Consider the following 12,950-nt stretch of genomic DNA (forward strand, 5'->3'; position numbering starts at 1 on the left):
ACAGTAGGCCGCGCGGCGGTCGTGATGCGTGCCTAGTGTTCTGGGCAGCGCCCACGACATCCGGTCGGATGCGGGTGCCCACACCGAGCATCATCGACGAAGGAGCAACCATGACCCGTTACCAGGTGGACAGCGAAGCCGTTCTCGGAGCGACCAGCGCCGTGCGCAGCTCGATGGGCCGCATCCAGGCCGAGGTGGGTGGCATGTGCGGCCAGCTCGTGAACCTGCAGGACTCGTGGTCGGGGCAGGCGGCCAACGCGTTCCAGGCAGTCATCGCCGAGTGGAAGGCCACCCAGCAGAAGGTTGAGGACTCGCTCGACGCGATCAGCCGCGCGCTCGGCCAGGCCGGCCAGCACTATGCAGAGATCGAATCGGCCAACGCCCGCCTCTTCACCCGCTGACCTCGCTGATCCCCAGCCTCACGGGGTCAAAAGCAGAAGCGGGGCGCCTCCGAAGAGACGCCCCGCTGAGCTGTGTCGCGCTTGGACTTAGAAGTCCATGCCACCCGTCGGGTCGCCACCGGCCGGAGCCGACGCCTTCTCGGGCTTGTCGGCCACAACGGCTTCCGTGGTGAGGAACAGGCCCGCGATGGATGCCGCGTTCAGCAGTGCTGAGCGAGTCACCTTCACCGGGTCGTTGATGCCAGCGGCGAGCATGTCGACGTACTCGCCGGTGGCCGCGTTGAGGCCCTGGCCAGCAGGAAGGTTGCGCACCTTGTCGACCACGACGCCGGGCTCGAGGCCCGCGTTGAGGGCGATCTGCTTGAGCGGAGCGTCGATGGCCACGCGCACGATGTTCGCACCCGTCGCCTCGTCATCCACGAGACCCTTGAGTGCCTTGCCGTCGAATGCAATGGCACCCGCCTGAATGAGCGCGACACCACCACCGGCGACGATGCCCTCCTCGACGGCTGCCTTCGCGTTGCGCACCGCGTCCTCGATGCGGTGCTTGCGCTCCTTGAGCTCGACCTCGGTCGCCGCTCCGGCCTTGATGACTGCAACGCCACCGGCCAGCTTGGCCAGGCGCTCCTGCAGCTTCTCGCGGTCGTAGTCGGAGTCGCTGTTCTCGATCTCGGCGCGGATCTGGTTGACGCGACCGGCGATGGCGTCGACCTCACCGACGCCCTCGATGATCGTGGTCTCATCCTTGGTGACGACAACCTTGCGCGCACGGCCCAGCAGGTCGAGCGTGGCGTTCTCGAGCTTGAGACCGACCTCCTCGGAGATGACCTGGCCACCGGTGAGGATGGCGATGTCCTGCAGTTGCGCCTTGCGACGGTCGCCGAAGCCGGGAGCCTTGACGGCAACGGACTTGAAGATGCCACGGATCTTGTTGACGACGAGAGTGGCGAGAGCCTCGCCATCCACGTCCTCAGCGATGATCAGCAGCTGCTTGCCGGACTGGATGACCTTGTCGACGATCGGCAGCAGGTCCTTGATGTTCGAGATCTTCGAGTTGACGATCAGGATGTACGGGTCTTCGAAGACCGCTTCCTGGCGCTCGGCGTCGGTCACGAAGTACGCAGACAGGAAGCCCTTGTCGAAGCGCATTCCCTCGGTGAGCTCGAGCTCGGTGCCGAAGGTGTTCGACTCCTCGACGGTGACGACGCCCTCCTTGCCGACCTTGTCGATCGCCTCGGCGATCAGTGCGCCGATCTCGGTGTCTCCGGCAGAGATGGAGGCGGTGGCCGCGATCTCTTCCTTGGTCTCGATCTCCTTGGCGCCGGCGATGAGTGCCTCGATGACGGCCGCAACGGCCTTCTCGATACCGCGCTTCAGGCTGATCGGGTCAGCACCGGCTGCGACGTTGCGGAGGCCTTCGCGAACGAGGGCCTGGGCGAGAACGACCGAGGTGGTCGTACCGTCGCCTGCGACGTCATCCGTCTTCTTGGCAACCTCTTTGACGAGCTCCGCACCGATCTTCTCGTACGGGTCGTCGAGCTCGATCTCCTTGGCGATCGACACACCGTCGTTCGTGATCGTGGGGGCGCCCCACTTCTTCTCAAGCACGACGTTGCGGCCGCGCGGCCCAAGCGTCACCTTGACTGCATCGGCCAGAATGTTCAGGCCGCGCTCGAGGCCGCGACGGGCCTCTTCGTTGAAAGCAATGATCTTTGCCATGTGTGTTTCTCGTCCCTCCCGGACGTCAGGAAATTGCAACAGCTTTGGCACTCGCTACATAGGAGTGCTAATAGATTCTGGCACTCTCCCCCTGAGAGTGCAAGTAAGCTCGGTGCTCGCTCAGGAAGCCGCGGGGGCGACGATCTGCACATCTCCCGCGGTCGGCACCAACTCGATCCAGGTGTTGCCCGGCGCGAGTCGAATCGTGACGCCCTGGTCGTCGACGAGGTGGATGGGGTCGGTCGCCGAGCCCTTCGTCCAGGTCGCGTGAGACGTGCCTCCGCCGGTCGACACCCAGGCCTCCCCCGAGCCGATCATTTCTGTCCTGGGCACGTTGATGTCGTTCGTCACCGTCACGCGCAGCACGAGCACGTTGGTCGCAGTGAGCTGTGCGCCGGTGGAGTCGACGTCGGGCTTGCCGTTCTGCCCGCGCAGGAACACTGACCGCGAGGAGTCGTAGGTCCAGCTGCCGCGGATGAGGTTCGAGAACGTGTAGGCGACGGCCGCGGTCGGGGCGCCATCCTTCGTCGCCGTCGCCGAGGGCACGTCGAGCGAGTACGCGAACTGCTGGGCCGGAGCCGCGATGTCGGTGTGCTGCGCGAGCAGTTCGCGAGCCTTGACGATCACGTTGTGGGGTGCGGCCTTGTCTTTCGTGCGGTAGAAGGTGGATGCCGTGTCCGGCTGCCCGTGGATCGCGTTGTAGACGGGCGTATTGCGCATGAGGGTGACGAAGCGCTGCTGCCCGCCCGAGTAACAGACGATGCCGCCGAAGGGCGAGATGATGTTCGGATCCATCGGGCGAATCGACCGCACCGGGCCGAGCAGCTCAGGGATGTCAGACTGCCACACGCCGACGTAACGGGTCAGTCCGCCTTCGACCAGCTCCTCGAACAGCAGGTCGGTGTGCTCAAGGCCGACCTGGGGACGGGCATCCGGATGATTGTCGATCTTCGCGGCGATCGACGCGTTCTTCAGTGAACCGACGGCAACGGAGGTGCCGCGCAACGGGGCGAGCGCGGTTGCGGGCGGCGGCGTGTAGTTCGAGCTGTAGCCGGGTGAGGTCGTCGGCGTGGGCCTCGGCGAATCCGGCGCGCAGCCCGAGAGCACGAGCGTGAGCACCGTGACAGCGCTCACGAGCACCCCGAGACCCCCGAGCCCGGACGGGTTCAGTGGTCGGACTCTTCCGGCGCGCGTGTTCCCCATGCGCACAGACTAACGGCGACCGCGCACCAGTTGCTCGCGCGCGGTGGCGTGCCTCAATACCGCGTGAAAGCGGCCCTACTGAGCGAGCCGCACGGCCTCCGCCTGCGGACCCTTGTTGCCCGTGCCGATGTCGAAGACGACCTTCTGGCCCTCTTCGAGCACCTTGTACCCGGTCATGTCGATGGCGGAGTAGTGGACGAAGACGTCTTGCCCCCCGTCCTCGACGGTGATGAAGCCGTAGCCCTTCTCAGCGTTGAACCACTTGACGGTTCCGTTCGCCATGCATTACTCCTGCCGTGTTACCCGTGGGCGGGTGCGCCCGCTGTGGTGCTTCGGCGCAAGACCAGATACTAACGAGATTCAGCGGTGTTGGGGAGGGGTGGCGCCGGTTTAAATACCGTGCAACGTCATTACGACTGCGGCTTGTAATCCGATCCGATGACCACGGTGATGCGGTCGTTGAAGTCAGTGGTCAGGCGAACGGTGCCGACGCCGAGTGTCTGCACGAGAGCGCGGGCGGCAGCCTCATCCGCGGCGTCCTTGTAGTACACCACCGTCTTCTCGACCGTGCTCGAGGAGGCGTTCGCCCTGGTGCCGAGCTCCTGGCTCGCTCCGGTCCAGCCCTTCGTCACGAGGAAGTCACCGACCTTCGTCGCGAGACCCTGCGTTGTCGTTCCGTTGAGCACGGTGATCGGCACGGTCGGATCCAGCTTGGGAGCCGCCGTCGGGGTCGAGGTCGGGGTCGACGAGACCGAGGGGCTCGGACTCTGTGCCTGGAACGGCAACTGGATGCTCCCGCGAACCAGAGCGAGTCCGTACAGCCCTGCGGCCACGAGCACGAGTGTCGCGAGCGCCGCCCAACCGAAGGCGATCCATCCGCGGCCCTTCTTCGCCGGCGCACGGTGCGCGCCGGTGCGGAGCAGATCATCCGGCACGGAATCGAAACGGTCTTTCGGATAGTTGGCCATAGCTCTCTCGGTCGCTCAGTTGTGACGGTCGCGTCGGGTGTCGGGTGAACAGTCTCAGGGGGTGTCGCGGGTGTCTGCGGTGGCACCGATGACACGAGCGGATCGTGCGGAGGTGCGTGCGTCCCGCAATCGCCTCAGTCGCTTCACCAGCATCGGATCGCTCTCGAGCGCGGCCGGGGAATCGAGCAGGGCGTTCAGCACTTGATAGTAGCGGGCCGCCGAGAGTCCGAACTCGGCACGAATGGCTTCTTCTTTCGCGCCGGCGTGCCTCCACCAGTGGCGTTCGAAGGCGAGAATGCGCGCCTGGCGCTCCGTGACGGTCGGAGCATCGCGCCCGGGCGTGGGGCCAGCCGACTCGGCGTGTGCTGCCACCCCGCTCCTTCCGTCTGGTGCGCCGCGCCTCAGTTGCCGGCGACTCACGCACATCCTAGGCCCGCGTTTCTGCAGAAAACCCGTATGCCCGTGGCCGGTCGACAATTCGCTTACGCAGCCGCGCTCCGCTGCAGACTCGGCCTCACAGTCAGGCGAACCAGTCGAGGCCCTGGCCGTGCGGCCCCGTCCAGGCCAGCGGATGCTCGTCCAGCGCGAGCACGAATCTCCCGTCACCGTTCGGCAGGGCTTCGCGCACGCGCGGCAGCACACTCGCGCCCTCGAGTGACAGCCAGTGGACGCCCTCCTCGCGCACCCGCAGCTCGCGCATCGCAGTAATGAAGCGCTCGCGTTTCGCGAACGGCAGGTAGACGAGCACGCCGCTCGTGATGAGGACGAGTGTTGCGCGCTCCGGCGCCTGCGCGGCGAGGCCGGCCAGGGCATCCGTCGCGTCTCCCCGCACCAGAAGCGGTGGATCCCACCTCGCGATCTCGATGGCGGCACGGATGCGTGCGCGCCGGTCGTGTTCCTCCGGCCAGGCGAGGGTTTCGAGCCAACGCCGGTCATCCGAGTCGTGCACGTCGAGCGGCGCCAGGTCGATGCCAGCGCGCCAGACGATCTCGGGCAGCTGCTGTGGCAGGGGGACGCGTCCGTTCGTGGCGCAGCGCAGGAGCACCTCGCTCGGGCCGGCTTCCGGGTCGATGCGCACGTCGTCATAGAGATAGCTGTAGCGATCGGGGTAGAGGCAGAGGCCGCCGCTCGCACCGATCTCGAGAAGGGCCAGCGGGCCCGGGATGGCGGCGAGCGCGGGTACGAGCGAGGCGCAGCGCCCCGGTTCGTTGGTCTGGTTCAGCCGCCTCGCGACCTCGGGCCGCACTCTCGGCCAGTTCGCGAACATCCACTGCCTGAATTCGGCGAAGCCCGCTTCCGGTGCTCCGAGGAGCCGTGCGACCGCGAAAACGAGGCTCGGCTGGCGGGTGGTCTCCGGCAGCTCATCGATGAGTGCGCGCATCCGGTCATCGTCGGCGATGCCGGATGCCCAGTCGACGTAGACGGCTGAGCGCCCCAGTGCCTCCCCCTCCGCGAATCCGCGGTACCACTCCGCCGTGTCTCTCACGCCCGCTGCACTCCAGCTGCCGAGGCGAAAACCTGTGCGCGCGGTAATAGTTCGACTCGCAATCGGCACACGGTGGAACATTCGGGCATGGTCGCGAGTTTAATGGGCTGTACGACTTATTCCTGAGAGGAAGAACCGATGACCAGCACGCCTGGCACCCAGAAGACCAACGACCAGTGGAAGGAAGAGCTCTCCCCCGAGCGGTACGCAGTGTTGCGTGAGGCGGCAACGGAACGCCCGTGGTCCGGAGCGCTGCTCGATGAGAACCGACAGGGTGTCTACACCTGTGCGGGCTGTGGAGCTGAACTCTTCCAGAGCGGAACGAAGTTCGACGCCGGATGCGGATGGCCGAGCTTCTACGAGTCGATCAACCCCGACGCGGTTGAGCTTCTCACCGACACGAGCCTCGGCATGACCCGCACGGAGGCGCGCTGCGCAAACTGCGGCGGACACCTCGGCCACCTCTTCGACGACGCACCGCAGACACCGACCGGTGCGCGTTTCTGCATGAACTCCCTGTCGCTGAACTTCAAAGAAGACTGACGTCCCGTTGGCTGCCCTCGACGCCGTTCGCGGTCGCCGGTCCCGCCCGAAGGTGACGCAGGATGCGCCAACCGAGGCGCAACTGCTGCCACTCATCGAAGCGGCAGCAGGGGCCGCCGACCACGGAGCGCTGCGCCCGTGGCGCCTCATTGCACTTCGCGGCGGAGCCCGCGAGCGACTCGGCGATGCACTCGTCGCCGCGAGCGGGCTCCAGCTCGAGGATGCGAACAGGCTGGCGGCCAAACCGCTGCGGGCCCCGCTGCTGCTCGCGGTCGTGGTGCGACACCAGCCCAGCATCAAGGTGGCGGACTGGGAGCAGGATGCCGCGGCATCCGGTGTTGCGCACTATCTAAGCCTTTTGCTCGACGAGGCCGGCTGGGGCGTGATGTGGCGCACCGGTGGGCAGGTGCGCTCCGAACCCGTGCGGCTCGTTCACGGGCTCGCAGAGAACGAAGAGCTGCTCGGATGGCTGTACATCGGCGGCGTGATCGACGCCGAGGGCGGACCGGCCGCGAAGAACCCTGTGGACCCTCGCGCGTTCTTGAGCACGCTCTAAAACTTCGGCTCGGCCCCAGTACTATGGGTGAGTTGTTCGCCTCCATAGCTCAGTTGGCCAGAGCACCGCTCTTGTAAAGCGGGGGTCGTCGGTTCGAATCCGACTGGGGGCTCCCCTAGAAAACCATCACCCGCCCTTGCAGCGGGGGTCGTCGGTTCGAATCCGACTGGGGGCTCCCCTAGAAAACCATCACCCGCCCTTGCAGCGGGGGTCGTCGGTTCGAATCCGACTGGAGGCTCAAAAAAAGAGCCAACGATTTGGCTCTTTTTTGAGCCCGCAAGGTAGAAACCTGCGGCTCACGGCAATCTCAGACACGCCCAACAATCGCAACCTGCCTGCTCGCCCAAGACCCAAAGATTCGGCTCTTCTGTTTGCCGCAGGCGCTGCCTGTTTGCGACAGCTGCGTATCTCGAAGCAGCGCCCGATAGCTGACACCGAGTCGCATGCATCATGACACCACATTCGCTTGACACGACACCATGATGGTGTCACTATGGTGGCATGGAACTTGGACAGTACGTCAGTGACCTGCAGCGACAGCTGGTGGATGCCGCGGCAAACGGTGCGGAAGACACCCGCGCGGTCGCCGAGCGACTGGCCGCAGGGCTGGACGCCGCGACCCGGTTGGTGCTGCTCGACGCGCTGTCGGCCGCGGTCGGCGAGATCACTAGGGAGCTCGCTCCAGGATCGGTTGACCTGCGGCTGCGCGGCCGCGAGGTCGAATTCGTGGTGACGGAGACGGCCGCCGACCTCGACGAGCAGCCCTCCGCATCCGTCGACCTCGACGACGTCAGCTCCTCGCGCACGACGCTGCGCCTCCCCGACGCGCTCAAGGCTCGGGTCGACGATGCGGCAGCCGCCGACGGCCTCTCGGTCAACACCTGGCTCGTGCGCGCAATCGCGGCCGCGCTTCAACCGAAACAACGCCGATCCGCCCAGCGCACGCTGCGCACGGGCGACAACTTCGCCGGCTGGGCGCGATAGCCCGGCACCGACCAGGGCACCCAGCCCACCACATCCGTATCCCCGCGCACCCGCGGGGATGAACTCACACGTCCACAGAAAGGGATGCTTCGCCATGCCCACTTACGCAACACCCGCCCCGATCGACCTCGCCATCAAGCTGCCGGCCGGCGCAATCGAGGTCATCGCCAGCGACCGCGACGACACGGTCGTGACAGTATCGCCGACACATCCGGCCAAGGCGGTCGATGTCAGAGGCGCGGAGGAGACCACCGTCGAATTCGACGGGCAACGACTGACCATCACTGGCCCGCGACCCCGCCTCAGCTTTGTCGGCCCGTTCGAGTCCGTGGATGTGAAGGTCGAGTTGCCGACCGGATCGCGACTCACCGCCGAGACCTCCTACGGTCTCGTGCGCACGGCCGGGCGCCTCGGTGCCACCCGTGTCAAAAGCTCGATGGTCGATCTCGACAGCACCGGCGATCTCTGGGTGCGGGCCATGAACGGCAACGTGACAGTCGCAAACATCGGTGGCTGGGTCGAGATCACCGCCGACCACGGTCAGATCCGGTTGGGTGCGATCGCGGGCGACGCCGTACTCAAGTCATCGCACGGCACGATCACCATTGGCGAATGCGGCGGCGAGGTCGACGCGAAGCTCTCGTATGGAGACCTCGAAATCACAACGGCACTCGATTCGGTTACCGCGAAGACGGCGTACGGCAGCATCAGCGTGGGCGAGGTATCGAGTGGCTCCGTTCAGGTCGAGAGCGGATACGGGCAGATCACCATCGGCGTGCGCCCAGGCGTGCCCGCCTGGCTCGATCTCTCATCCAAAGAGGGGCGCGTGCGCAATCAACTCGACAGCGACCGCGCCCCGGACCCCACCGAACAGACCGTCGAGGTGCGGGCGCGCACCCAGTACGGCGACATCACCATCCAACGAACGGAATAGACATGACCACCCCAGCAATTGACGTACGCGCACTGCGCAAGTCCTACGGCACCAAGGTCGTGCTCGATGGCATCGACCTCAGCGTCGCCGCCGGCACCGTGACCGCGCTGCTCGGACCGAACGGCGCGGGCAAGACGACGACCGTGCACATCCTCAGCACGCTCCTTCGCCCCGACAGCGGCACTGCACTGGTGAACGGATGCGACGTCGTGCGCGATCAGGACGGCGTGCGCGCCGCCATCGGACTCACCGGCCAGTTCTCCGCCGTGGACGGGCTGCTCACCGGCGAGGAGAACCTGCTGCTGATGGCGAGGCTGCGCCACCTGGGTGCCAAGCGCTCCCGGCAGCGCGCCACAGAACTGATTGAACAGTTCGACCTCGTCGAGGCCGCGCGCAAGCCGCTCGCTACCTACTCCGGCGGCATGAAGCGCCGCCTCGACCTCGCTATGACCCTCGTCACCTCGCCGAGCGTGATCTTTCTCGACGAGCCCACGACCGGCCTCGACCCGCGCAGCCGGCGCGCCATGTGGGACATCGTGCGCGGCCTGGTGGCCGACGGCACGACCGTGCTCCTCACCACCCAGCAGCTCGAGGAAGCAGACGAACTCGCCCACCGCATCGCCGTGCTCGACGGCGGCCGCATCGTCGCCGAGGGCACACCGGACGAGCTCAAGCGGCTCGTACCCGGTGAGCACATCCGGCTCCGATTCGCGGATGCCGCGGCCCTCGAGTCCGCAACCAGACTCCTCGACAACGCCGCCCGGGACGACGCGGCACTCACGCTCACCGTGCCGAGCAACGGCGGGGTCGGCACGCTACGCGGCGTGCTGGACCGCCTCGACAACGCGCACCTCACGGTCGACGACCTCAGCATCCACACTCCGGATCTCGACGACGTGTTCTTCGCCCTCACCGGCAGCACTGGCCAGTCGAGCCGCACCGAAACGAAGGAATCAGCATCATGACCAGCGCTACTCTTCACTCCCAGCCACGAGCGCTCCGCTCGCACGTCGTCACCGACTCGATCACGATGCTGCGCCGCAACCTGCTGCACATGATCCGGTACCCCGGCCTGTCGATGTTCACGATCCTCGGGCCCGTGGTGTTCCTGCTCCTCTCGGTGTTCGTGTTCGGCGGAACCCTCGGCGCGGGGCTGCCGGGCGTGGACCCGGCCGGCGGGCGCGCGGCATACCTCGCGTATGTCGTGCCCGGCATCCTGGTGCTCACGATCGCGGGAAGCGGCGGCGGCATCGCCACAACCGTCGCGATGGACATGACCGAGGGAATCACCGCGCGGTTCCGCACCATGGCGATCTCGCGCGCGGCGGTGCTCGCCGGGCACGTGCTCGGCAACACCATCCAGGCCATCATCGCCGTGGCACTCGTGTTCGGGGTGGGCCTCGCCATCGGCTTTCGCCCGATCACCGGCGCGATCGCGTGGCTCGCGGCCGCGGGCCTGATCGTGCTCGTCGGCTACGCGATCAGCTGGCTGTGCGTGGCCATGGGGATGCAGTCGAAGTCTGTCGAGACGGCGAGCAACCTGCCGCTGCTGCTGGTCATCCTGCCCATGCTCGGAAGCGGCTTCGTGCCCACAGGCTCAATGCCGGACTGGCTGCAGGGCTTCGCCCAGTACCAGCCGTTCACCCCGATCATCGAGACCCTGCGCGGGCTGCTCCTCGGCACTCCGCTCGGCTGGAGTCCGCTGCTGGCGGTCGGATGGTGCGTCGCGATCGCGATCGTCGGCTACGCCTGGTCCATGGTGATCTACGAGCGCAAGTCGGTGCGCTGAGAAGTCACGGCACCGGCGTCGCGGTCGGCAACGGCACGGGAGTGGGCGACGCCGTCGCCTCTTCCGTGAACGCGTTGCCCGCCGCTGTGTTGACGAACAGGGCGAAGTCGTTGGCGTTGTCCAGCTCGCCCGGGTACTTCACGCCATCCACCAGAACGGTGGGGGTGTCGGTGACCTTGTCGACCTTGGAGCCGGGGATCGGCCCGCTCACCGCCCGAGCCGTCGCCGCGTTCACCCAGGTCTTGAACGACTGATCCGTGATGCAATCCGAGATCGACGAGGAATTGCTGACCTTCGCCTTCTTGGTCAGCGCGATGATCTTCTCGTCCGTCAACCCGGGGCTCTGCTCCGGTGGCTGGTTCTGGAACAGGAGAGAGTTGAACGCGAAGAAGCGATTCGGCGAGTAGTTGGCCACGCAGGCCGCAGCGTTGGCCGACCGCGTGGAGTACTTCGTTCCCACGGAGTTGCGGTCGAACATCGCGAGCGGGTGGATCTCGAGGGTAGCCGACCCCGTCTCCAGCCAGGTGGTGAGCTGCTTCTCGTTGGCCGTCTCGAACCGCTTGCAGAGAGGGCACTGGTAGTCGAGATAGACGCGGATCTTGATGACATCGGGATTGCCGGATGCCGTCGAAACCGGTACGTCGCCCGGCTGCAGTGCGCCCGTCGACATGGCCTTGAGCCCCTGACCGATGGTGATGCCGTCACTCGCCATGTTGAGCGGTCCCGGCGTCGGAGGCTTCAGATAGGTGTTGGTGATGATGAGCGCCACCACCGCGATCACGGCAATGATGCCGACGGCGATACCGCCCTGAAGAAGAAAACGCCGACGACGCTCCTTCTTCTTCTGCTCGGCCCGCAGTGCCTGCGCCTTGCGGCGGGCGATCTCGCGCCTGTCACTCTTGCTCAGACGATCGTCGCCCGTATCGCCCTCGGTCATTCACCCTCACTTGAGTTTTCTGCTCGCATACGGCTACCGCGCGAGCACCTATGGATGATAAGCAGCCAGTCTGGGAAATGCCCAAGCGGTAGCTGAACCACCATACTGTCCCCGTCGCGTGCGTGGCGAGACCGATTGCGGCCGCGGACGGCCTCGATTTCGGGCCCACCGTGCTGGATGCCATAATGGGGCCTGCACCACCTCATCCATTCACTACGGATCGTCCGGCACGTACCTGCCGGTGAAGGAGTTCTAGAACTATGGCATCTGTAACCTTTGACAAGGCTTCACGGATCTACCCGGGCTCGACCCGGGCGGCTGTCGACAAGCTCGACCTGCAGGTCGCTGACGGCGAGTTCCTCGTGCTGGTCGGCCCATCGGGCTGTGGCAAGTCGACGTCGCTGCGTATGCTCGCCGGCCTCGAAGAGGTGAACGAGGGCAACATCCTCATCGGCGACCGCAACGTCACCGACGTTCCGCCGAAGGATCGCGACATCGCGATGGTCTTCCAGAACTACGCTCTCTACCCGCACATGACCGTTGCAGAGAACATGGGCTTCGCCCTGAAGATCGCCGGCGTCAACAAGGACGAGCGCGCAAGCCGCGTTCTCGAGGCTGCAAAGCTGCTCGACCTCGAGCCGTACCTGGCCCGCAAGCCGAAGGCGCTCTCCGGCGGCCAGCGTCAGCGCGTCGCCATGGGTCGTGCGATCGTGCGTAGCCCCCAGGTCTTCCTCATGGACGAGCCGCTGTCGAACCTCGACGCCAAGCTCCGTGTGCAGACGCGTACGCAGATCGCGTCGCTCACCCGCCGCCTCGGTGTCACCACCGTCTATGTCACCCACGACCAGACCGAAGCGCTCACCATGGGTGACCGCATCGCCGTGCTGAAGGATGGCGTGCTGCAGCAGGTCGGTACGCCTCGCGAGCTCTACGCACAGCCGGTGAACGTGTTCGTCGCTGGCTTCATCGGTTCTCCTGCCATGAACCTCTTCGATGTCGAGGTCACCGACGGCGGCCTGAAGTTCGGCACCGCCGTCGCGAAGGTCGACCGCGAAACGCTCGCCGGTGCAGACAAGACCGTGACCATCGGTGTCCGCCCCGAGGATGTCCAGGTCTCCACCTCGGGCGAGGGTCTCCCGGTTACCGTGGACATCGTCGAAGAGCTCGGTGCAGACGGCTACCTCTACGGCCACACCGAGATCAACGGCAACCGCGTCGACATCGTCGCGCGCGTCGATGGTCGCGTTCACCCGAACGCCGGCGACCAGGTGCACATCCTCCCGAACGGTGACCACGTGCACGTGTTCAACGCCGAGACGGGTCTGCGCCTCAGCAAGCCGATCCTCGACTGACATCGTTCCCGCCGGGCCTGCCGGAATTGCCACGCCGCGATTCCGACAGGCCCGCTGCCGTTAACGGCGGCACGATCG

15 protein-coding genes and 1 tRNA gene are annotated in these 12,950 nt (G+C 66.1%); 9 read left to right on the forward strand and 7 right to left on the reverse strand.

Features of this window, described 5'->3' with window-relative positions:
* Positions 1–110: 110 nt before the first annotated feature.
* Entirely contained in the window at positions 111–401 is a 291-nt protein-coding gene (locus ABUA28_RS01830) for a WXG100 family type VII secretion target (RefSeq protein WP_349902206.1), read from the forward strand.
* Positions 402–488: 87 nt separating this feature from the next.
* On the opposite strand, the gene groL is transcribed toward ABUA28_RS01830, so the two are convergent.
* From groL to ABUA28_RS01860, 6 genes are all read right to left on the reverse strand, one after another.
* Positions 489–2,120, reverse strand: coding sequence for a chaperonin GroEL (groL, locus tag ABUA28_RS01835; protein ID WP_349902208.1), 1,632 nt, complete (start codon positions 2,118–2,120; stop codon positions 489–491).
* 120 nt (positions 2,121–2,240) lie between these two features.
* Positions 2,241–3,323, reverse strand: a complete 1,083-nt coding sequence (locus ABUA28_RS01840; RefSeq protein WP_349902210.1) for a DUF3048 domain-containing protein — start codon at positions 3,321–3,323, stop codon at positions 2,241–2,243.
* Positions 3,324–3,398: 75 nt separating this feature from the next.
* Entirely contained in the window at positions 3,399–3,605 is a 207-nt protein-coding gene (locus ABUA28_RS01845; protein WP_349902212.1) for a cold-shock protein, read from the reverse strand.
* Between the two features lie 128 nt (positions 3,606–3,733).
* Positions 3,734–4,291 carry a LytR C-terminal domain-containing protein gene (locus ABUA28_RS01850; RefSeq protein WP_349902213.1) on the reverse strand — a complete coding sequence of 186 codons (558 nt, stop codon included), beginning with the start codon at positions 4,289–4,291 and terminating at the stop codon, positions 3,734–3,736.
* Positions 4,292–4,345: 54 nt separating this feature from the next.
* Positions 4,346–4,663 carry a DUF3263 domain-containing protein gene (locus ABUA28_RS01855; RefSeq protein WP_349902215.1) on the reverse strand — a complete coding sequence of 106 codons (318 nt, stop codon included), beginning with the start codon at positions 4,661–4,663 and terminating at the stop codon, positions 4,346–4,348.
* 148 nt (positions 4,664–4,811) lie between these two features.
* Positions 4,812–5,777: a DUF2332 domain-containing protein gene (locus ABUA28_RS01860; protein ID WP_349902217.1), complete on the reverse strand. Its 966-nt coding sequence runs from the start codon at positions 5,775–5,777 to the stop codon at positions 4,812–4,814.
* A gap of 138 nt (positions 5,778–5,915) precedes the next feature.
* Between ABUA28_RS01860 and msrB the strand changes: the two genes are divergently transcribed.
* The 7 genes from msrB (at position 5,916) to ABUA28_RS01895 (ending at position 10,583) form a co-directional block, all read left to right on the forward strand.
* Positions 5,916–6,320, forward strand: a complete 405-nt coding sequence (gene msrB, locus ABUA28_RS01865) for a peptide-methionine (R)-S-oxide reductase MsrB (RefSeq protein WP_349902219.1) — start codon at positions 5,916–5,918, stop codon at positions 6,318–6,320.
* 7 nt (positions 6,321–6,327) lie between these two features.
* On the forward strand, positions 6,328–6,876 hold the full coding sequence (locus ABUA28_RS01870; protein WP_349902221.1) for a nitroreductase family protein: 549 nt from the start codon (positions 6,328–6,330) through the stop codon (positions 6,874–6,876).
* 38 nt (positions 6,877–6,914) lie between these two features.
* Positions 6,915–6,988: transfer RNA gene (locus tag ABUA28_RS01875), tRNA-Thr, on the forward strand.
* Positions 6,989–7,377: 389 nt separating this feature from the next.
* Complete coding sequence (locus ABUA28_RS01880) at positions 7,378–7,860, forward strand: histidine kinase (protein WP_349902223.1); 483 nt, start codon at positions 7,378–7,380, stop codon at positions 7,858–7,860.
* Between the two features lie 94 nt (positions 7,861–7,954).
* Positions 7,955–8,794: a DUF4097 family beta strand repeat-containing protein gene (locus ABUA28_RS01885; protein ID WP_349902225.1), complete on the forward strand. Its 840-nt coding sequence runs from the start codon at positions 7,955–7,957 to the stop codon at positions 8,792–8,794.
* Positions 8,795–8,796: 2 nt separating this feature from the next.
* Positions 8,797–9,759: an ATP-binding cassette domain-containing protein gene (locus ABUA28_RS01890; protein ID WP_349902227.1), complete on the forward strand. Its 963-nt coding sequence runs from the start codon at positions 8,797–8,799 to the stop codon at positions 9,757–9,759.
* Positions 9,756–10,583, forward strand: a complete 828-nt coding sequence (locus ABUA28_RS01895) for an ABC transporter permease (protein WP_349902229.1) — start codon at positions 9,756–9,758, stop codon at positions 10,581–10,583. Before ABUA28_RS01890 ends, ABUA28_RS01895 begins: the two co-directional genes overlap by 4 nt.
* Before the next feature lie 4 nt (positions 10,584–10,587).
* Here the strand turns inward: ABUA28_RS01895 and ABUA28_RS01900 are convergent, their stop codons facing one another.
* Positions 10,588–11,520: a thioredoxin domain-containing protein gene (locus ABUA28_RS01900; RefSeq protein WP_349902231.1), complete on the reverse strand. Its 933-nt coding sequence runs from the start codon at positions 11,518–11,520 to the stop codon at positions 10,588–10,590.
* A gap of 260 nt (positions 11,521–11,780) precedes the next feature.
* On the opposite strand from ABUA28_RS01900, the gene ABUA28_RS01905 reads away from it, so the two are divergent.
* Complete coding sequence (locus ABUA28_RS01905) at positions 11,781–12,872, forward strand: ABC transporter ATP-binding protein (protein ID WP_349902233.1); 1,092 nt, start codon at positions 11,781–11,783, stop codon at positions 12,870–12,872.
* Positions 12,873–12,950 lie beyond the last annotated feature (78 nt).

The organism is Parafrigoribacterium humi (genome assembly GCF_040227205.1).
GTDB lineage: Bacteria > Actinomycetota > Actinomycetes > Actinomycetales > Microbacteriaceae > Parafrigoribacterium_A > Parafrigoribacterium_A humi.

Excerpts from the sequence above, each read along its gene's own strand:
- ABUA28_RS01830 (WP_349902206.1), top strand. The coding sequence starts at position 111 with ATGACCCGTTACCAGGTGGACAGCGAAGCCGTTCTCGGAGCGACCAGC.
- groL (WP_349902208.1), bottom strand. The coding sequence starts at position 2,120 with ATGGCAAAGATCATTGCTTTCAACGAAGAGGCCCGTCGCGGCCTCGAG.
- ABUA28_RS01840 (WP_349902210.1), bottom strand. The coding sequence starts at position 3,323 with ATGGGGAACACGCGCGCCGGAAGAGTCCGACCACTGAACCCGTCCGGG.
- ABUA28_RS01845 (WP_349902212.1), bottom strand. The coding sequence starts at position 3,605 with ATGGCGAACGGAACCGTCAAGTGGTTCAACGCTGAGAAGGGCTACGGC.
- ABUA28_RS01850 (WP_349902213.1), bottom strand. The coding sequence starts at position 4,291 with ATGGCCAACTATCCGAAAGACCGTTTCGATTCCGTGCCGGATGATCTG.
- msrB (WP_349902219.1), top strand. The coding sequence starts at position 5,916 with ATGACCAGCACGCCTGGCACCCAGAAGACCAACGACCAGTGGAAGGAA.
- ABUA28_RS01880 (WP_349902223.1), top strand. The coding sequence starts at position 7,378 with ATGGAACTTGGACAGTACGTCAGTGACCTGCAGCGACAGCTGGTGGAT.
- ABUA28_RS01885 (WP_349902225.1), top strand. The coding sequence starts at position 7,955 with ATGCCCACTTACGCAACACCCGCCCCGATCGACCTCGCCATCAAGCTG.
- ABUA28_RS01890 (WP_349902227.1), top strand. The coding sequence starts at position 8,797 with ATGACCACCCCAGCAATTGACGTACGCGCACTGCGCAAGTCCTACGGC.
- ABUA28_RS01895 (WP_349902229.1), top strand. The coding sequence starts at position 9,756 with ATGACCAGCGCTACTCTTCACTCCCAGCCACGAGCGCTCCGCTCGCAC.
- ABUA28_RS01900 (WP_349902231.1), bottom strand. The coding sequence starts at position 11,520 with ATGACCGAGGGCGATACGGGCGACGATCGTCTGAGCAAGAGTGACAGG.
- ABUA28_RS01905 (WP_349902233.1), top strand. The coding sequence starts at position 11,781 with ATGGCATCTGTAACCTTTGACAAGGCTTCACGGATCTACCCGGGCTCG.